Here is an 18,752-nt window from a genome sequence, read left to right on the forward strand (position 1 = left end):
CGCTCGGGCGGCCCCACGGTCCGTCATGAGGCGCTCCGGCGGCCCCACAGTCCGTCATGAGGCCCGCTCCGGCGGCCTCACGGTCCGTCATGAGGCCCGCTCCGGCGGGCCTCATGGCGTTTCAGCCCTCCCGCTCAGTCCTCCCGCAGCGCCTTGGCCGCCGCGCCGTCGCCGGTCACCCCGACGCGGCCGGTCCGCACCGCTTCCCGCAGGCCGACCTCGCCGCGGCCGAGGGCCGCGCACGTCACGGCGTCCAGCACGAGCCGGGCGTCGGACGGGCCGGGGGCGGGCCCGTCGCCGTACAGGGGCTCGCCCTCCTCCTCGGCGCGGGCGCCGGCGTGCAGGTGGAACGTCCCCTCCTCCAGGCCGACCTCGACGACCCCCTCCGTCGCCCCGGCCTCCCGCAGGGCCCGCAGCAGGGGCAGCGCGAACCAGTGCGCGCGCACCGCGTCCGTCGGCCGCCGCTCCCCCAGCTCACCCGCGCCCCACGCGCCGAGCGCCTCCAGGACGGGCAGCAGTCCGCGTCCCCGCACGGTGAGTTCGTAGACGTAGGCCGCGCCGGGCGGGGGCAGCCGGCGCCGGGTCGCCAGTCCGTCGCGCTCCATGTCCTTGAGCCTCGATGCGAGCACGTCCGTACTGACCCCGGGCAGGTCGGCGTGCAGGTCGGTGTAGCGCCGGGGACCGGCGAGGAGCTCCCGGACGATCAGCAGGGTCCAGCGGTCTCCGACGGCGTCGAGCGCGCGGGCGGCGGAACAGTACTGGTCGTAGCTACGGCGAGGGCGCGGTGACATGCGACGCAGTCTAGACAAGTTGTTGGACTTTCCAAGCTGCTACTTGGTAAAACCAAGCAACACCAGATTCCGGAGGGGAAGCCGCGCATGGAGTTCCGGCAGTCGAACAAGCTCAGCGAGGTCTGTTACGAGATCCGCGGCCCGGTGATCGAGCACGCCGACGCGCTGGAGGAGGCAGGCCACAGCGTCCTGCGCCTCAACACCGGCAACCCGGCCCTCTTCGGCTTCGAGGCGCCGGAAGAGATCGTCCAGGACATGATCCGGATGCTGCCGCGGGCGCACGGCTACACGGACTCGCGCGGCGTCCTCTCCGCCCGCCGGGCCGTCGCCCAGCGCTACCAGGCGCTCGGCCTGGAGGTGGACGTGGACGACGTCTACCTGGGCAACGGCGTCTCCGAGCTGATCTCCATGGCCGTACAGGCCCTGCTGGAGGACGGTGACGAGGTGCTGATCCCCGCCCCCGACTTCCCCCTCTGGACGGCGGTGACCACCCTCGCGGGCGGCAGGGCGGTGCACTACCTCTGCGACGAGCAGGCGGAGTGGTACCCGGACCTGGCCGACATGGAGTCGAAGATCACCGACCGCACCAAGGCGGTCGTCGTCATCAACCCCAACAACCCCACCGGCGCCGTCTATCCCAAGGAGATCGTCGAGGGCATCCTCGACCTCGCCCGGCGGCACGGCCTGATGGTCCTCGCCGACGAGATCTACGACCAGATCCTGTACGACGACGCCGTGCACCACTCGGCCGCCGCCCTCGCCCCCGACCTGGTGGTGCTGACCTTCTGCGGGCTGTCCAAGACCTACCGGGTGGCGGGCTTCCGCTCCGGCTGGCTGGTGGTGACGGGGCCGAAGCAGCACGCGAAGGACTACCTGGAGGGCCTGACCATGCTGGCCTCCATGCGGCTGTGCGCCAACGCCCCCGCCCAGTACGCCATCCAGGCCGCGCTCGGCGGCCGGCAGTCCATCCGCGAGCTGACCGCCCCGGGCGGCCGGCTGCGCGAACAGCGGGACGTGGCCTGGGAGAAGCTGAACGAGATCCCCGGCGTCACGTGCGTGAAGCCCAAGGGCGCGCTGTACGCGTTCCCGCGGATCGACCCGGCCGTCCACAGGATCCACGACGACGAGCGCTTCGTCCTGGACCTGCTGCTCCGCGAGAAGATCCAGGTCGTCCAGGGCACGGGCTTCAACTGGCCCTCCCCCGACCACTTCCGCATCCTGACCCTCCCCCACGCGGACGACCTGGAGGCGGCGATCGGCCGGATCGGGCGCTTCCTGAGCGGGTACCGGCAGTAGCCGGGGCCGCCCCGCGACCGGGGACGGCCACCCCGCGACCAAAAACCGCTCCCGCCGCGACCCGTGGGGTGTGATGGTGTGAGGGCTCACATCGACTCGACCGGAGGGACCGCACGGCGTGGCCGTCATCCATCACACAACGCTGAAGCCGACCAAAGTCGAACTGCTCGCCTCCTGGCTGCCCTCCCGCCCGTGGTACCGCGGCGGCCCGGACGCAACGGAGCTGACCAGGGCCGGCGGCTTCCGGCTGGACGACCCGGACGGCGAGGTGGGAATCGAGTTCATGGTGGTCACCGACGCCTCCGGGGCCGCCTACTTCGTCCCGCTCACCTATCGCGGTGCCCCGCTCGACGAGGCCGGGCACGCGCTCGTCGGCACCATGGAGCACGGCGTACTGGGGAAGCGCTGGGTCTACGACGGCTGTCACGACCCCGTCCTGGCCGCCCAGTTGCTGGCCCTCGCGGAAGGCCGGGCGCAGGCCCAGGCCCAGAGCACCAGCGACACCCCCGACCAGGACGTCGTCGTCGCCCGCGACGGTGCGGGCTCCCTCTTCCCGGAGTTCACGGACTTCTCGGACTTCCCGGTGACCGACGACGAGGACGGCACCGGACTGACCGCTCCCGGCGGCGCGGTCCTGCGTCTGCACCGGGTCCTGCGGCCGGCCCCGGACGGCCCGTCCGCCGCTCCGCCGGGAGCGGCCGGCCACATCACCGGCTCCTGGCAGGCTCCGGACGGCACCCGCGTCCGGGGCGTGTTCGCCGTCTTCCGCTCCGGCAGCCGGGCGTAGTCCCGGGCGTCCGCGGCGGCCGCCCCACGGCCGACGCCGCAGCGGCCGTAGCCTGGGGGGTATGGGTGATCTTTTTCTGGTCCGGCACGGTGAGACCGAGTGGTCGCGGTCCGGGCGGCACACCGGGCTGACGGACGTTCCGCTGACCGAGAAGGGGCGGGAGCAGGCGCGGAGCCTGGTGCCGTTGATCCGGTCGCACCGGATCGGAGCGGCCTTCGTCAGCCCCTTCCAGCGGGCCCGGGAGACGGCCGAGCTGATCGGGCTGCACGCGGTGCGGATCGAGCCGGACCTGCACGAGTGGGACTACGGCGGCTACGAGGGGATCACGACCGTCGAGATCCACCGGAGCCGGCCGGACTGGTTCCTGTTCACGGACGGGGTCGCGCCCGGGCCGCCGGACCACCCCGGGGAGACGCCCGAGCAGGTGGGCGAGCGGGCCGACCGGGTGCTGGCCACGGTGGAGGCGGCCTTCGCCGACACCGAGGGGTGCGTGGTGCTGGTGGCGCACGGGCACTTCCTGCGGGTGCTGACCGCCCGGCACCTGGGTCTTCCGCCCGCGCAGGGGGCGCTGTTCCAGCTGGGCACGGGCACGCTGTGCCGCCTGGGCACCGAGCACGGGCGGCCGGTGATCGCCGCCTGGAATGTCAGACCTCCGGCGTAGCCTGCGAAGGCAGGACCGCGCACCGAAGGAGGGACGCCGTGGCACTGTCGCCCACCGCCGCGCAGCGGCGTGTCATCGACGCCGCCGATCCCGTCACCGGGCGCCTGAGGGGTCCGCAGACCCAGCTCGCGGCGCTGGTGAAGCGGGGGCTCGCCTTCCGTCATCCGCGGCCCCCGCACGACCACTTCCTGACCCCGGCCGGGCACCGGATACGGGACGCGGCCGACGCGCCCGAGGAACGGGAGGCGCCGGCGCCCGCCACCGCCCCGGCCGACGGGGGTGTGTTCGCCGCGCGGGTCGGCGGGGAGGAGACCGCCCCGGGCGCCACGGGGCCCGCCCGGCTGCGGGAGGTGCGCGGAGCCTGGCAGGGGCTGCTGGAGCTGCGCCGGATGACGCACCCCGACGGCAGCACGGACCGGCCGTGCGCCTGGGAGCGGTCGCACCTCGTGCGGGCGGCCGCGCTCGCCCTGGAGGCCGCCGGGCACCGTCCGGCGGGCCCGGGGGGCGAGGACGGGTACCGGGTGCGCGCGACGCCGCAGCCCGAGGCCGTCGCCGTCCACGGGCCGGACGGCACCGCGCTGCGGGGCTGCGCGGCGACGCTGGAGCGGGCGGGCTGGCAGGTCGGGGAGCACACCGAGCCGCGCACGCGGGCCCGTTACCTGCTGGCCTCCCCGCGGAAGGTGTGACGCCCGCGTGTCAGGATCGGTCCGTCCGTCCGTGTGCGAAGAGAGGCAGCAGCCGTGAGCGAACCGTTCTCCGTTCCCGTGACCGTCCGCGGGTACGAGACCGACACCCAGGGCCACCTGAACCAGTCCGTGTACCTGAACTACGCGGAGCACGCCCGCTGGTCACTGCTCCAGGCGGCCGGTATCCGGCAGGCCGAGCTGGTCGCCGACGGGGTCGGGCCGGTGGCCCTGGAGACGACCATCCGGTACCGGCGGGAGCTGCTCGCCGGTGACGAGGTCACGGTGAGCTGCGCGTTCGAGTGGGGCGAGGGCAAGACCTTCCGGATCCGGCAGGTCGTCACCAAGGCCGACGGCACCGTCGCCGCCGAGATCGACGCCGTCGGCGGACTGATGGACCTGACCGAGCGCAGGCTGGTGCCGGACCCGAGGCAGCGCTTCAGGAAACTGGCGGCGGAGCCGGAGCTGTTCGGCCTGTAGCACCGGCGCGGCCGGCACGGCGCCGGGGGCCGGCACCTCCGGTCAGAGGTGCCGGCCCCCGGCCCGCGGCGCGTCGCACGTGCGGGTCACTTCATCGCCGCGCTCCGGGACGCCTCGGTGATCTCGTCTCCCGCCTCCATCGGGTGGGTGACGTCCTCGGCGTCGCGGTCCCGGCCGCCGATGTGGTTGAAGACCAGGTTGAGCAGGACGGCGGCCACGCAGCCGGTCGAGATGCCGGAGTCGAGGATGATCCGCGCGTTCTCCGGGAACGAGTGGTAGAAGTCCGGCGCCGCGATCGGGATGATGCCGACGGCCAGGGAGACCGCCACGATCAGGACGTTGTTGTCCTTGTCCAGGCTCGCCCTGACCAGGGTCTGGATGCCGCTGGCCGCGACCGAGCCGAAGAGGACGACGCCGGCGCCGCCGAGGACCGGGCGGGGGACGACGGCGATGAGCGAGGCGGCCATCGGGCACAGGCCCATCAGGACCAGGAAGCCGCCGCCCGCTGCGACGACGTAGCGGCTGCGGATCTTCGTCATCGCGACCAGGCCGATGTTCTGGGCGAAGGCGCTGCACATGAAGCCGTTGAAGAACGGGCTGAGGGCGGAGCCGAGGGTGTCGGCGCGCAGGCCGGCCGCGATGGTCTTCTCGTCGGCCGGGCGCTCCACGATCTCGCCGAGGGCGAGCATGTCGGCCGTGGACTCGGTCATCGAGACCACCATCACCACGCACATCGACAGGATCGCGGCGACCTGGAACTGCGGGGCGCCGAAGTGGAACGGCGTGGGGAAGCCGACGACGTCCGCGTCCGCGACCGGGCCGAAGTCCGTGACGCCGAACGGGATGGCGATGAGCGTGCCCGCGACCAGGCCGAGCAGTACGGCGATCTGCTTGACGAAGCCGCGGGTGAAGCGGCGCAGCAGCAGGACGATGAGGAGGGTGATGGCGGCCAGGCCCAGGTTGGTCCCCGAGCCGTAGTCGTCCGCCGTCGGGGCGGGACCCTGCGCCCACCCGAAGGCGACGGGCAGCAGGGATATGCCGATCAGGGTGATGACGGTGCCGGTGACGACCGGCGGGAAGAAGCGGATCGCCTTGCAGAAGACGGGGGCGGCGAGGAAGCCGAGGAGTCCGGCGACGATGACCGCGCCGAAGATGATCGGCAGCGCGTCGGACTTGTCGTCGGTGGAGGCGACGACCGCCGTCATGGGGGCGACGCCGGCGAAGGTGACGCCGTTGACGAAGGGCAGCCGGGCGCCGATCTTCCAGATGCCGAGCGTCTGGAGGAAGGTGGCGAGGCCGGCGGTGAACAGGCAGGCACCGGTGAGGAAGGTCAGCTCGGTGGCGCTCAGGCCGATGGCCGCGCCGACGATCAGGGGCGGGGCGACGACCCCGGCGTACATGGCGGCCACGTGTTGCAGGCCGGTCGTCGCCATCTTCAGTGGCGGGAGTTTCTCGTCTACAGGGTGGTCGGCCACGGCGGCGTTCCTCCGGTCGGTTACACGTCGGCTCTGACGCGGGTGTCTTGGAGGTGGTGCGGGTGCTGGTCATGGGGGCACCTCACGCTCGAGCGGAGCCGAGCGTGGGGGGAGGGACCGGGACGGACCGTTCGGGGAAACGGGAGACCTATCCGGGGCGTGCGCACAGGGGCGCACGCCCCGGAGTCGGTCGCCGTGGACCCCGCTCGGGTCCACGGCTACCGGCCGGGAGCCGTCCCTCCTGGCCGGAGATCAAAGGGTGTTCTGCCGTACGGCGTTCAGCCCCGTGCGGTGAGCTGCGCCAGGCGTCGCGCCTCGTCCCGGGTGGAGCGGGCGACGGCGTCCTCGTCGACGGTGAGCAGCCTGCCGTCCTCGACGATCCGGCGGCCGTTCACGAACGACGCCGTGACCGGGGCCGCGGCGCCGAAGACCAGCGCGGTCACCGGGTCGGCGATCGAGGAGTGCGCCAGGGTGTCCATCCGCCACAGCACCAGGTCGGCGAGCTTGCCCGCCTCCAGGGAGCCGGTCTCGGCGGCCCGGCCGAGGACCCGGGCGCCTCCGTGGGTGCCCAGGCGCAGCGCCTTGCGGGCGTCGAGCGCGGCCTCGCGGTGGGCGCCGAGCCGGTTGACGAGCAGGGCGTTCCGCAGTTCGGTGTGGAGTTCACCGGACTCGTTGGAGGCGGTGCCGTCGACGCCGAGGCCGACCGGGACGCCGGCCGCGAGCATGTCGGGCACCCGGGCGATCCCGGCGGCCAGGCGGGCGTTGGAGGAGGGGCAGTGGGCGACGCCGGTGCCGGTGCCGGCGAAGGCGGCGATGTCGGAGTCGTTCATGTGGACGCAGTGCGCCATCCACACGTCCTCGCCGAGCCAGCCCGTGGACTCGAAGTAGTCGGTGGGGCCCATGCCGAACAGCTCGTGGCAGAACTTCTCCTCCTCCACGGTCTCCGAGCCGTGGGTGTGCAGCCGTACGCCGAGCCGGCGGGCCAGCTCCGCGCCCCGGCGCATCAGCTCGGTGGAGACGGAGAAGGGGGAGCAGGGGGCCACCGCGATCTGCGTCATCGCGTCGAAGGAGGCGTCGTGGTGCTCGCGCACCGTGTCCTCGGTGGCGGCCAGGGCGTCGTCCAGGCTCTCGACCGCGAAGTCCGGCGGCAGCCCGCCGTCGGACTCGCCGCGGTCCATGGAGCCGCGGGCGAGGGTGAAGCGGACGCCCATGTCGCGGGCGGCGCGGATGATCGCGCCGGACAGGTCGCCCGCGCCGCGCGGGTGGATGTAGTGGTGGTCCGCGGCGGTGGTCACACCGCCGCGGGCCATCATCGCCAGCGACCCCTGGGCCGCCGCGTAGGCCATCGGCTCGTCGATGCGCGCCCAGGTCGGGTACAGGGCGACCAGCCAGTCGAACAGGTTGTGGTCGGTGGCCAGGCCCCGGGTGAGCCACTGGTAGAAGTGGTGATGGGTGTTGACCAGACCGGGCGTGACCAGGTGTCCGGTCGCGTCGATCCGGCCGACGACGTTCTCCAGGCCCTCGGGTGCCCGGCCGGCGCCGACGGACTCGATCCGGTTGCCCGCGATCACGACGTGACCGAAGGCGTACTCGGTGTCGTCCGCGTCCACGGTGGCGATCGCGGCGTTCTCGATGACGGTGCGCTCGGCTGCCGATGCTGCTGCCATGCTGCTTCCTCGTCTTTCAGTGCGGCCCACGGGCGGGGAGTCGGATGCCCACGGGAGGGCACGGCAGGACCCTAGGAGGATTCGAGTGCCGGAGCCGCCGTGCGGCGGCCGCGGGTGCCGAGGTGGTGGAAGAACAGGTTGAGCGAGACCGCGACGATCGCTCCGGCGCTGATTCCGGAGCCGAGCACGGTCTGGGCCCAGGCGGGGAAGCCGGCGTAGAAGGTGGGCGCGGCCAGCGGGATGATGCCCGCGCCCAGCGCCACGGCGACCAGGATGATGTTGGAGCTGTCGTCGAGCCCGGCCTCGGAGAGCGTACGGATGCCGCTGACGGCGATGGAGCCGAAGAGCACGATGCCCGCGCCGCCGAGGACCGGCATGGGCACGAGCGAGACGACGGCGCCGAGGACCGGGAAGGCGCCGAGGACGAGCAGGGTGGCGCCGGCGACGGCGACGACGTAGCGGCTGCGCACCCGGGTGAGGGAGACGACGCCGACGTTCTGGGCGAAGGCGGAGGTGGGGAAGCCGCCGAAGACGGGGCCGACCAGGGTGGCGAGGCCGTCGGTGCGCAGGCCGCGGGTGATGACCTTGGCGTCGGCGCGGCGGTCGCAGATCTCACCGAGGGCGAGCATGCCGGCGCTGGACTCGGTCATCAGGACCAGCATCACGATGCACAGCGACAGGACGGCCGCGGGCTGGAACTCGGGGGCGCCGAAGGCGAAGGGGGTGGGCAGGGCGGCGACCGGCGCGGACTTCAGGGCGTCGAAGTCGGCCATGCCGAACGGGATGGCGGCCAGGGTGCCGATCAGCAGGCCGAAGAGCAGGGCGACCTGCTTGACGAAGCCTCTGCCGAAGCGCTGGATGACGAGGATGACGGCGAGGGTGAAGGCGGCGAGCGCGAGGTTGCGCATCGAGCCGAAGCCGGCGGCGGTCTCGTCGCCGCCCTGCGCCCAGCCGACCGGGACCGGCATCAGCGTGACGCCGATGAGGGTGATGACGACACCCGTGACCAGGGGCGGGAAGAAGCGCAGCAGTCTGCCGAAGAAGGGGCCGACGGCGAGGCAGAAGACACCGGCGACCATCACCGCGCCGTAGACGGCGGGAAGTTGGCTGCCTTTGGCGTTGGTCTCGACGATGGCGAGGATGGGCGCGATGCCGGCCGAGGAGGCGGCGTTGACGAACGGAAGCCGGTTGCCGACGAAGCCCTTGACGCCGAGGGTCTGGAGCAGGGTGGCGACGCCCGCGATGAGCAGGCTCGCGGCGATCAGCCGGGTGCGGCCCTCGATGTCGAGTCCGACGGCCTGGCCGATGATGAGCGGAGGAGTGACGACACCGGCGTACATGGCGGCGATGTGCTGGAGCGCGGCGGGAACGAGCCGCGAGGGGTGGAGCTTCTCGTCCACCGGATGCACGGACGTGACGGCGTCCTCGGTGTGCTCCGGCGAGGTGGGATCCAGGCCTTTGGCGGGCCCTTTCGCAGGCAGTGCCATGGTGTTTCCTCCGGTGTGGCGCGCCCCCGGGTCCTGGTGGACGGCCGGGGGCGCGCTTCCCGCGTCAGAGGTTGGTCATGTCGACCGGGATGAGTTGCTCGGCGCCGTCGCGCAGGATGGTGGCCTCGATCAGGCCGTACGGGCGGTCGGCGGCGTAGTACACGGCGCCGTCCTTGGCCTCGTTGTCGATCCCGAAGGGCGACAGGTCCGAGCGGAAGTGGTGCTTGTTGGGCATCGAGAAGCGGATCTCGTCCACCTCGTCGCGCGAGTTGAGCACCCGCACGCCCATTTCGAAGAGGGTCTGCTGGAGCGAGTACGAGTACGTCTCCGCGAACGCCTGGAGCGCGTGCTTGCGCACCCCGTTGTACGAGCGGTCCCAGTCCGGGGCGTGCGAGTCGACGCCGTCCCAGTTGTGCCGCCACCAGGTGGAGACGGTGGTGGCGAGGATCCGGTCGTAGTCCTCCTTGAGGGTCGTGTACTTGTCCTTCAGGTAGCCGAAGAACTCGGAGTTGGTCGAGTTCAGGACGGTCAGGTCCTTGAAGCCGGAGAGCACCTGGATGCCGTGGCCGTCGTAGGTGATCTGCGCGACGCGGGTCTCCTGGCCGGTGCGGACGAAGGAGTGGGCGATCTCCTCCGAGCCGACGAAGCGGGCGCCGCCCTTGGAGGTCTCGATCCGCTCCCAGCCGAACTCCTCGATGCGGATGCGGGCCCGGTGGATCGGCTCGTTGTTGTCCACGAAGTGGCGGGCGAGCTTCACGCCGAGGTCCTCGGCGCTCTCGATGCCGTGCTCCTTGGCGAAGGCGAACACGGTGTTCTTGGTGGTGTCGGTCGGCAGGACGTTGGCGTTGGAACCGCTGCGGTGGACCTCCTCCATGTCGCCGGACAGGGCGACGGAGACGTTCAGGTCCTTGATGTGGTGCGTGTCGCCGTCACGCGTGATCTTGACGACGCGGTTCTCTGCCTTGCCGTACTGGTTCTGTCCCAGGACGAAACGGGTCATGATTCGGTCAGCTCCCTCGGTAAACGGAGTAGCCGAACGGGTTGAGCAGCAGCGGAACGTGGTAGTGCTCGCCGGGCACCACCGCGAAGGTGATGGTGACCTCGGGGAAGAACACGGGCCGGCCGTTCTCGCTGTCCCGGAGCGCGGGGGCGTCCTGCTGGGCCGCGGCTTGTTTCTTGGCGAAGTACGTCTCGGTGTCGAAGTCGAGCCGTACGTGGGTGGTGCCCTCCGGCAGGGCCGGGAGGTCCTTGCACCGGCCGTCGGCGTCGGTCGCGGAGCCGCCGAGCGCCTGCCAGTCCGCCTCAAGGCCCGTGCGGGCGGAGAGGTGGACGGCGACGTCCCCGGCGGGGCGGCCGGCGCTGGTGTCCAGGATGTGCGTGGACACGGAGGCGGTGGTGCTGGTGCTCATGGTCGGGCGTCCTGTTCGACGAGTCGGTTCAGGCGGATACGGTTGATCTTCCCCAGTTCGGCGCGGACGATCTCCCGTTCCTGCTCGGGCGAGTTGCCGATCCGCTCCTTGACGGCGTCCCGCATCTGCTCGCCGGTCCGGCCGGTGGCACAGATGAGGAAGACGTGTCCGAACTTCTCCTGGTAGGCCAGGTTCAGTTCGAGCATCTCCGCCTTGAGTTCCTCGGCGGCGCCGGCCATGCCCGCCTGTTCGCGCGACGAGGTCGGGTCGCCCGGCTTGGGGCGGCCGATCGGCGGGTGCCCGGCCATCGCCTCGGCGAGGTCCTCGGCGGTCAGCTCGGCCATGGCGGCGTCGCTGGCGGCGTACAGGTCCTCGGCGGTGGTGAAGGGGCGGGCGGCGAGCAGGTGCCGGGCCCACGCCGTGGAGGCGCACGCCTCGTGGAGTTCGGCGCGTGCCGAGGACTCCTCGAGGGTGTTGAGGCGGGCCAGACCCGACGCGGAAGTGGACGTCACGGGAGCCTCCGTGGCCTTGTGCTGAGCGGGCGTGCCGATAGCTAACGCCCTCGGAAACAAGCCGTCAACACTTTGTTGAAAATTCGGGGTCAGAAAAGCCGCCGCCCGGTGACCGGACGGCGGCGGGGAGCGTGCGGGAACCTTGCAGGTCAGGCGCCCTTCTCCCGGTTGAGGTAGTTGTACACGGTGAAACGGCTGACGCCGAGCGCGCTCGCCACTGTCTCCACGCCGTGTCGCACGGCGAAGGCGCCGCGCGCCTCCAGGGCCCGGACGACCTCCTGCTTGGTCCGGCGGTCCAGGTCGGCCAGCGGCCTGCCCCGGCGGCGCTCCATGGCGGCCAGGATGTGGTCCAGGGAGTCGGCGAGCTGGGGCAGGCGTACGGCGACGACGTCGGCGCCCTCCCAGGACAGCACGACGTCCTCCAGGCCGGCCTCGTCCGGCGGCAGCATCTCGCCGCCCATGGCGTCGACCAGGGGCTTGACGGCCGCGATGAACGGCTCCTCGGCCGGGCCGGTCACCGCTCGCCCTCCCCTTCGGCGCGATCCCCTTCGGCGCCTTCCGCGACCACGTTGACCTGGAGCGAGATCCGGGTGGCGCCCGCATCGAGGGAACGGCGCAGCAGCGCGTCCACGGCGGTGAGCACCCGGTCGGCGCCGCCCTCGGCGGTGTTGCCGAAGGGGCCGACGTCGACCGCGTCCAGCTCGGCCGCCTCGACGACCTCCCGGGCCACCACCGCATGGGCGGGCGCCTCGTCCAGGTCGAAGGGCTCGGTCGTGAACTCCACTCTCAATCGCACCCGGTCAACCTAACGCGGGGTGACCGCATTGCGCCGCCCCCTCTTGACAAGTGCGACACCTCCCCGGCAATCTTCCATTAAGCAGAAACGAACTTCCGTAATACGGAAACATCATCGAGCGGAAGGGAGCGCGGCACCCGATGGGATTCGCAGACCAGCGCTTCAACGTCAACCTGTCGATCCTCTACACGGAACTCCCGCTCCTGGAGCGTCCCGCGGCCGCCGCCGCGGCCGGCTTCACCGCGGTCGAGCTGTGGTGGCCCTGGATCGACTCGCCCACCCCCGAGCAGTCCGAGCTCGACGCCCTGAAGGCGGCCATCGAGGACGCGGGCGTCCAGCTCACCGGCCTGAACTTCTACGCCGGCCGGCTGCCCGGTCCCGACCGGGGCGCGCTGTCGGTCCCCGGCGAGGAGTCGGAGCGCTTCCGCGCCAACATCGACGTGGCCGCCGACTTCGCCCGGTCGCTGGGCTGCACGGCCCTCAACGCCCTGTACGGCAACCGGGTCGAGGGCGTGGACCCGGCCGAGCAGGACGCGCTCGCGCTGGAGAACCTGGTCCTCGCCGCCCGCGCGGCCGACCGGATCGGCGCGGTCCTGCTGATCGAGGCGCTCAACAAGCCCGAGTCGCCGCTGTACCCGCTGGTGTCGGCGCCGGCCGCGATCGCGGTCGTGGACAAGGTCAACGAGGCCACCGGGCTCGGCAACGCCAAGTTCCTCATGGACCTGTACCACCTGTCCATGAACGGCGAGGACCTGCCGCAGGTGATCGACGCGTACGCCGCGAAGACCGGCCACGTGCAGATCGCCGACAACCCGGGCCGCGGCGCCCCCGGCACCGGCTCCCTCCCGCTGGAGGAGCTGCTCGACCGCCTGGCGAAGGCCGGATACGACGGCTGGGTCGGCCTGGAGTACAAGCCCGGCGACAACCCCAGCGCCCAGTCCTTCGCGTGGCTGCCGGCCGAGGCCCGCGCGGCCCGCTGAGCACCCGCGGAACTTTTCAGAGATTGCCAGAGAGGTACCCATCATGAGCACACTCCCCAAGGTCGCCTGGGTCGGTCTCGGCATCATGGGCTCGCCCATGTCCGAGAACCTGATCAAGGCGGGTTACCAGGTCACCGGCTTCACGCTGGAGCAGGAGAAGCTGGACCGGCTGTCCGCCGCCGGCGGCACCGCGGCCGGCTCGATCGCCGAGGCCGTCCGCGACGCCGACGTGATCGTCACCATGGTGCCCGCGTCCCCTCAGGTCGAGGCCATCGCCTACGGTCCCGAGGGCATCCTGGAGAACGCGAAGTCCGGCGCCCTGCTGGTCGACATGTCCTCGATCACCCCGCAGACCTCCGTGGACCTGGCGAAGGCCGCGAAGGACAAGGGCGTCCGCGTCCTGGACGCCCCGGTCTCCGGCGGCGAGGCCGGCGCGATCGAGGCCGTGCTGTCCATCATGGTCGGCGGTGAGCAGGCCGACTTCGACGAGGCCAAGCCGCTCCTGGAGGCGCTCGGCAAGACCATCGTGCTGTGCGGTCCGCACGGCTCGGGCCAGACCGTGAAGGCCGCCAACCAGCTGATCGTCGCCGTGAACATCCAGGCGTGCGCCGAGGCCGTGGTCTTCCTGGAGAAGTCCGGCGTGGACCTGAAGGCCGCCCTGGACGTCCTCAACGGCGGCCTGGCCGGCTCGACCGTGCTGACGCGGAAGAAGGACAACTTCCTGGACCGCGACTTCAAGCCGGGCTTCCGCATCGACCTGCACCACAAGGACATGGGCATCGTCACCGACGCCGCCCGCAACGTCGGCGCCGCGCTGCCGGTGGGCGCCGTGGTGGCCCAGCTCGTCGCGTCGCTGCGCGCCCAGGGCGACGGCGGCCTGGACCACTCGGCCCTGCTGCGGGCCGTGGAGCGCCTCTCCGGCGACCGGGTCTGACCGTCCGCACCGCATGAGACCTCCGGGCGGCGCCGCTGCTGACACCTGTCATGTCGCGCCCGAGCGGCGGCGCCGCCCGGAACCCACTTCAACAAACTGTTGACGTGCCCTTGCCCCAAATCTAAGCTCCACAAAGCGGAAACAAGTTTCCGCTGCACCCCTCGCATGGAAGGCCCACGATGTCGCAGCGCGTGCTCACCACCGAGTCCGGCGCCCCGGTCGCCGACAACCAGAACTCCGCTTCCGCCGGCATCGGCGGCCCGCTCCTGATCCAGGACCAGCACCTCATCGAGAAGCTCGCCCGCTTCAACCGCGAGCGCATCCCGGAGCGCGTGGTGCACGCCCGCGGCTCCGGCGCCTACGGCCACTTCGAGGTGACCGACGACGTCACCGGCTTCACGCACGCCGACTTCCTGAACACGGTCGGCAAGCGCACCGAGGTCTTCCTGCGCTTCTCCACCGTGGCCGACTCCCTCGGCGGCGCGGACGCGGTCCGCGACCCGCGCGGCTTCGCGGTGAAGTTCTACACCGAGGAGGGCAACTACGACCTCGTCGGCAACAACACCCCGGTGTTCTTCATCAAGGACCCGATCAAGTTCCCCGACTTCATCCACTCGCAGAAGCGCGACCCGTTCACGGGCCGCCAGGAGCCGGACAACGTCTTCGACTTCTGGGCGCACTCCCCCGAGGCGACGCACCAGGTCACCTGGCTGATGGGCGACCGCGGCATCCCGGCGTCCTACCGCCACATGGACGGCTTCGGCTCGCACACCTACCAGTGGACGAACGCGAAGGGCGAGTCCTTCTTCGTCAAGTACCACTTCAAGACGGACCAGGGCATCCGCTGCCTGACCGCCGACGAGGCCGCCAAGCTCGCGGGCGAGGACCCCACCTCGCACCAGACGGACCTGGTGCAGGCCATCGAGCGGGGCGTGTACCCGTCCTGGACGCTGCACGTGCAGCTGATGCCGGTGGCCGAGGCGGCGAACTACCGCTTCAACCCGTTCGACGTGACCAAGGTGTGGCCGCACGCCGACTACCCGCTGCGCCGCGTGGGCCGCCTGGTGCTCGACCGCAACCCGGACAACGTCTTCGCGGAGGTCGAGCAGGCCGCGTTCTCCCCGAACAACTTCGTTCCGGGCATCGGCCCCTCCCCCGACAAGATGCTCCAGGGCCGCCTGTTCGCCTACGCGGACGCGCACCGCTACCGCCTGGGCGTCAACCACACCCAGCTCGCGGTGAACGCCCCGAAGGCCGTGCCCGGCGGCGCCGCCAACTACGGCCGCGACGGTCTGATGGCGGCCAACTCCCAGGGCCGGTACGCCAAGAACTACGAGCCGAACTCCTACGACGGCCCGGTGGAGACCGGCCGTCCGCTGGCCGCCGCGCTCCCGGTATCCGGCCACACCGGCACCCACGAGGCGCCGCTGCACACCAAGGACGACCCCTTCGTGCAGGCCGGTGCGCTGTACCGGCTGATGAGCGAGGACGAGAAGCAGCGGCTGGTCGCGAACCTCGCCGGCGGCCTGTCCCAGGTCTCCCGCAACGACGTGGTCGAGAAGAACCTCGCGCACTTCCACGCCGCCGACCCGGAGTACGGCAAGCGCGTGGAGGAGGCGGTCCGCGCCCTGCGCGAGGACTGACCCCACCGGCTCGTGCACGGAACCCGGCGGGGAGGCCGGGCCGTGTGCGCGGCCCGCGCAGGCACCGAAGCGGCCCGGATGAGGGGTGACCGCCAGGTGCCGGCGCGGGCAGGGCGAGGACCGCGGCGGCCTGCGAGCCAGTGCGGTGGTGAAGGGCACGGACGTTTCTCCTACGACCTGAGGGGAGGAGCCGTTCCGGCCCGTCGCACCGCCGCGGTCCCAGCCACTCGCCTCCCCCGAGAGGCCCCACGACCCCGTCCGGGCACCCGCACATCGTCGTCCACTCCCCCGCGCTCGACGGATCCCGACGGGTCACCTCCGGCGAGGAGACCCTGGGCGTCGCCTCGCACCTCGACGACGTCGCCGAACTGCTGCGCCTGGCCGGCCTCTACGTGACGGACGTCGAGGACAGCGACCTGGTCGAGTGGCAGGGCGGCGGCCCGGAGGACTGGCCGGGGCTGCACGAGCACCACGAGGACTAAAGCGCGCGTAGGAGCCCCGCCCTGCGGGCACAACCCGGGCACAGCACGGGGCGCACGGGGGTGGTGTCGTGGACGGTGGCGCGGAGACCGGGTGGGAGCCGCACCAGGTGGCGCTGCTGGGCGGCGGTCCGCCGGCCGCGGTGACGGTGGCGCTGGTCGCCCTGCACCTGCTGGGCGCAGTCGAGAGCGGCCCGCGCAGGACGCTGTGCGCGGCGGGTCCCGAGCCGGACGGGCTGGGTCCGTTCGAGGGGACCGTCCTGGACTGTCTGCACGAGCCGCTCACCGCCCGGGAGCTGGTCCGGCACCCGGACGTGCGCCTCGCTCTGGCCCTGACGCGCATCCCGCTCGCCGAGGCCGGGCTGCTCGGCCACCCCTGGCTCAGGCCGACCCGCGGCGCCCGGCGGCGCGTGGCGTTCTGGCGGGAACGGCACCCGCTGCCGGCGGCCCGGCACGGGCTGACGGACGGCGACACACTGCTCGCGGTCGCCCTGCACGGCGATGCCGCGCTGCGGCTGCTCCTGCCGCGCTTCGCGCTGCGGACCGGGCTCGTCGCCCCGGGCGCGCCGGCCGAGGGAGTGCGCTTCTCGCTGGGCCGCGGCAGGTTCCCGAGGTGGCGCGACGCGTACGGGGACTCGGTCTCCGGCGACCGGGGCGGTACCGGCCACGGGGACCAGGTGGGGGGTCGCGGCTCGGGGGGCGGGGGCTCGGACTGAGCGCACGGACGCGTGCCGCGTACACCGGTGCACGACGTACGGACGCCGAGAGCGGCCCGCCCCTGGGGGACGGACCGCTCTCGGCGTTCGGCGCGCTCGGCGCCGGGCGCGTCAGGCCTTCAGGGGCTTGATCGCGGTCGGGGCGTGGCCCGGCTCGGTCGCCAGCTCCTCGAACTCCACGACGTTGCTGATGTCGTTGGTGCCCGACATGGAGATGTTGGTGACGCGCTCCAGGATCGCCTCGACGACGACCGGCACCCGATGCTCGGCGGCGAGCTTCTTGGCCTGCTCCAGGGCCGTGCCCAGCTCGGCGGGGTCGGTCACCCGGATCGCCTTGCAGCCCAGGCCCTCGGCGACCTTGACGTGGTCGACGCCGTAGACGCCCAGCTCGGGCGAGTTGATGTTCTCGAACTCCAGGTTGACCTGGAAGTCGATCTCGAACGCCCGCTGTGCCTGGCGGATCAGGCCCAGGTAGGAGTTGTTCACCAGGACGTGGATGTAGGGGATCTTGTGCTGGGCGCCGACGGCCAGCTCCTCCAGCATGAACTGGAAGTCGTAGTCGCCGGAGAGCGCCACGACCTGGGCGTCGGGGTCGGCCTTGGCGACGCCGAGGGCGGCCGGGACGGTCCAGCCGAGCGGTCCCGCCTGGCCGCAGTTGATCCAGTGCCGCGGGCGGTAGACGTGCAGCATCTGGGCGCCGGCGATCTGGGAGAGGCCGATGGTGGAGACGTACCGGGTCTCCGGGCCGAAGGCCTTGTTCATCTCCTCGTAGACGCGCTGCGGCTTGATCGGGATGTCGTCGAAGTGCGTACGGCGCTGGAGGCTCGCCTTGCGCTCCTGCGCGGAGGCCGCCCACGCGGAGCGGTCGGGCAGCCTGCCGGCCGCCTTCAGCTCCCTGGCCACCTCGACGAACAGCTCCAGGGCGGCCTTGGCGTCGGAGGCGATGCCGTAGTCCGGGGCGAAGATCTTGCCGATCTGGGTCGGCTCGACGTCGACGTGGACGAACTTCCGCCCGGCGGTGTAGACGTCCAGCTTGCCGGTGTGGCGGTTGGCCCAGCGGTTGCCGATGCCGAGGACGAAGTCGGACTCCAGGAAGGTCGCGTTGCCGTAGCGGTGCGAGGTCTGCAGACCGACCATGCCGGCGTTCAGCTCGTGGTCGTCGGGCAGGATGCCCCAGCCCATCAGGGTCGGCACGACCGGGGTGCCGGTCAGCTCGGCGAACTCCACGAGCAGGTCGGCGGCGTCGGCGTTGATGACACCGCCGCCGGCCACGAGCAGCGGGCGCTCGGCGGCGTTGAGCAGGCCGATGGCCTTCTCGACCTGCGCGCGGGTGGCGGTGGGCCGGTAGACCGGCAGCGGCGCGTAGGTCTCCGGGTCGAACTCGATCTCGGTCAGCTGGACGTCGATCGGCAGGTCGATGAGGACCGGGCCGGGGCGGCCGGAACGCATCAGGTGGAAGGCCTGCTGGAAGACGCCGGGGACCTGCGCGGCCTCCAGGACGGTGACGGCCATCTTGGTGACCGGCTTGGCGATCGAGGCGATGTCGACGGCCTGGAAGTCCTCCTTGTGGATCACCGCGGTCGGCGCCTGGCCGGTGATGCACAGGATCGGGATCGAGTCGCCGATCGCCGAGTACAGGCCGGTGATCATGTCGGTGCCGGCCGGGCCCGAGGTGCCGATGCAGACACCGATGTTGCCGGGGTGGGTCCGGGTGTAGCCCTCAGCCATGTGCGAGGCGCCCTCGACGTGGCGGGCGAGGGTGTGCTGGACACCGCCGGACGCCTTGAGTGCCGCGTAGAAGGGGTTGATCGCCGCGCCCGGCACACCGAACGCGTCGGTGACGCCCTCGCGCTTGAGAATCTCAACTGCCGCTCGGGCAGCGGTCATACGAGCCATCGAGTACTCCTGCTCCGGCTGTCGGATTCGCACTCCCGTCGCGCCCCGCGGTGAGCTTCT

The 18,752-nt window shown here is 71.9% G+C and carries 20 protein-coding genes; 10 read left to right on the forward strand and 10 right to left on the reverse strand.

The features are described 5' to 3' along the window. Positions 1 to 134: 134 nt before the first annotated feature. Positions 135 to 791, reverse strand: coding sequence for a helix-turn-helix domain-containing protein (locus EV562_RS08925; RefSeq protein WP_133886169.1), 657 nt, complete (start codon positions 789 to 791; stop codon positions 135 to 137). 87 nt (positions 792 to 878) lie between these two features. Here EV562_RS08925 and EV562_RS08930 point away from each other — a divergent pair, with 87 nt between their 5' ends. The 5 genes from EV562_RS08930 to EV562_RS08950 all read left to right on the forward strand — a co-directional run bounded on the left by EV562_RS08930 (position 879) and on the right by EV562_RS08950 (position 4,698). Beyond that, positions 879 to 2,087 carry a pyridoxal phosphate-dependent aminotransferase gene (locus EV562_RS08930; RefSeq protein ID WP_133886170.1) on the forward strand — a complete coding sequence of 403 codons (1,209 nt, stop codon included), beginning with the start codon at positions 879 to 881 and terminating at the stop codon, positions 2,085 to 2,087. 118 nt (positions 2,088 to 2,205) lie between these two features. After that, positions 2,206 to 2,874: a 1,4-alpha-glucan branching protein gene (locus tag EV562_RS08935; RefSeq protein WP_133886171.1), complete on the forward strand. Its 669-nt coding sequence runs from the start codon at positions 2,206 to 2,208 to the stop codon at positions 2,872 to 2,874. Positions 2,875 to 2,935: 61 nt separating this feature from the next. Continuing rightward, positions 2,936 to 3,535 (forward strand): histidine phosphatase family protein, encoded by a 600-nt coding sequence (locus EV562_RS08940; RefSeq protein ID WP_133886172.1) that lies wholly within the window; start codon positions 2,936 to 2,938, stop codon positions 3,533 to 3,535. Positions 3,536 to 3,573: 38 nt separating this feature from the next. Then, entirely contained in the window at positions 3,574 to 4,221 is a 648-nt protein-coding gene (locus EV562_RS08945) for a hypothetical protein (protein WP_133886173.1), read from the forward strand. Between the two features lie 54 nt (positions 4,222 to 4,275). Then, positions 4,276 to 4,698 carry an acyl-CoA thioesterase gene (locus EV562_RS08950; RefSeq protein WP_133886174.1) on the forward strand — a complete coding sequence of 141 codons (423 nt, stop codon included), beginning with the start codon at positions 4,276 to 4,278 and terminating at the stop codon, positions 4,696 to 4,698. 86 nt (positions 4,699 to 4,784) lie between these two features. Here EV562_RS08950 and EV562_RS08955 read toward each other — a convergent pair whose 3' ends face one another. From EV562_RS08955 to EV562_RS08990, 8 genes are all read right to left on the reverse strand, one after another. Continuing rightward, entirely contained in the window at positions 4,785 to 6,173 is a 1,389-nt protein-coding gene (locus EV562_RS08955; protein WP_133886175.1) for a nucleobase:cation symporter-2 family protein, read from the reverse strand. Between the two features lie 278 nt (positions 6,174 to 6,451). Further along, positions 6,452 to 7,840: an 8-oxoguanine deaminase gene (locus EV562_RS08960; protein ID WP_133886176.1), complete on the reverse strand. Its 1,389-nt coding sequence runs from the start codon at positions 7,838 to 7,840 to the stop codon at positions 6,452 to 6,454. A 71-nt stretch (positions 7,841 to 7,911) separates the two neighbouring features. Then, positions 7,912 to 9,327, reverse strand: coding sequence for a nucleobase:cation symporter-2 family protein (locus EV562_RS08965; protein ID WP_133886177.1), 1,416 nt, complete (start codon positions 9,325 to 9,327; stop codon positions 7,912 to 7,914). A 64-nt stretch (positions 9,328 to 9,391) separates the two neighbouring features. Continuing rightward, positions 9,392 to 10,327 (reverse strand): factor-independent urate hydroxylase, encoded by a 936-nt coding sequence (pucL, locus tag EV562_RS08970; protein ID WP_133886178.1) that lies wholly within the window; start codon positions 10,325 to 10,327, stop codon positions 9,392 to 9,394. 7 nt (positions 10,328 to 10,334) lie between these two features. Further along, complete coding sequence (uraH, locus tag EV562_RS08975) at positions 10,335 to 10,736, reverse strand: hydroxyisourate hydrolase (RefSeq protein ID WP_133886179.1); 402 nt, start codon at positions 10,734 to 10,736, stop codon at positions 10,335 to 10,337. Further along, entirely contained in the window at positions 10,733 to 11,248 is a 516-nt protein-coding gene (uraD, locus tag EV562_RS08980; protein WP_166661680.1) for a 2-oxo-4-hydroxy-4-carboxy-5-ureidoimidazoline decarboxylase, read from the reverse strand. Before uraD ends, uraH begins: the two co-directional genes overlap by 4 nt. A gap of 149 nt (positions 11,249 to 11,397) precedes the next feature. Next, complete coding sequence (locus EV562_RS08985; RefSeq protein ID WP_133886181.1) at positions 11,398 to 11,766, reverse strand: helix-turn-helix domain-containing protein; 369 nt, start codon at positions 11,764 to 11,766, stop codon at positions 11,398 to 11,400. Beyond that, complete coding sequence (locus EV562_RS08990) at positions 11,763 to 12,044, reverse strand: hypothetical protein (protein WP_166661681.1); 282 nt, start codon at positions 12,042 to 12,044, stop codon at positions 11,763 to 11,765. Before EV562_RS08990 ends, EV562_RS08985 begins: the two co-directional genes overlap by 4 nt. Before the next feature lie 140 nt (positions 12,045 to 12,184). On the opposite strand from EV562_RS08990, the gene EV562_RS08995 reads away from it, so the two are divergent. The 5 genes from EV562_RS08995 (at position 12,185) to EV562_RS09015 (ending at position 16,796) form a co-directional block, all read left to right on the forward strand. Further along, a complete protein-coding gene (locus EV562_RS08995; protein ID WP_133886182.1) occupies positions 12,185 to 13,024 on the forward strand; it encodes a TIM barrel protein in 840 nt (279 codons plus the stop codon). Between the two features lie 43 nt (positions 13,025 to 13,067). Then, on the forward strand, positions 13,068 to 13,958 hold the full coding sequence (locus tag EV562_RS09000) for a 2-hydroxy-3-oxopropionate reductase (RefSeq protein ID WP_133886183.1): 891 nt from the start codon (positions 13,068 to 13,070) through the stop codon (positions 13,956 to 13,958). Between the two features lie 179 nt (positions 13,959 to 14,137). Next, positions 14,138 to 15,601: a catalase gene (locus EV562_RS09005; protein ID WP_133886184.1), complete on the forward strand. Its 1,464-nt coding sequence runs from the start codon at positions 14,138 to 14,140 to the stop codon at positions 15,599 to 15,601. Positions 15,602 to 15,873: 272 nt separating this feature from the next. Beyond that, on the forward strand, positions 15,874 to 16,083 hold the full coding sequence (locus EV562_RS09010) for a hypothetical protein (RefSeq protein WP_133886185.1): 210 nt from the start codon (positions 15,874 to 15,876) through the stop codon (positions 16,081 to 16,083). A gap of 68 nt (positions 16,084 to 16,151) precedes the next feature. Beyond that, on the forward strand, positions 16,152 to 16,796 hold the full coding sequence (locus tag EV562_RS09015) for a TIGR04222 domain-containing membrane protein (RefSeq protein WP_133886186.1): 645 nt from the start codon (positions 16,152 to 16,154) through the stop codon (positions 16,794 to 16,796). Between the two features lie 111 nt (positions 16,797 to 16,907). Here the strand turns inward: EV562_RS09015 and gcl are convergent, their stop codons facing one another. Continuing rightward, positions 16,908 to 18,692: a glyoxylate carboligase gene (gcl, locus tag EV562_RS09020; RefSeq protein ID WP_133886187.1), complete on the reverse strand. Its 1,785-nt coding sequence runs from the start codon at positions 18,690 to 18,692 to the stop codon at positions 16,908 to 16,910. Positions 18,693 to 18,752 lie beyond the last annotated feature (60 nt).

Source organism: Streptomyces sp. BK208 (assembly GCF_004364245.1).
In the GTDB taxonomy this organism is placed as follows: domain Bacteria; phylum Actinomycetota; class Actinomycetes; order Streptomycetales; family Streptomycetaceae; genus Streptomyces.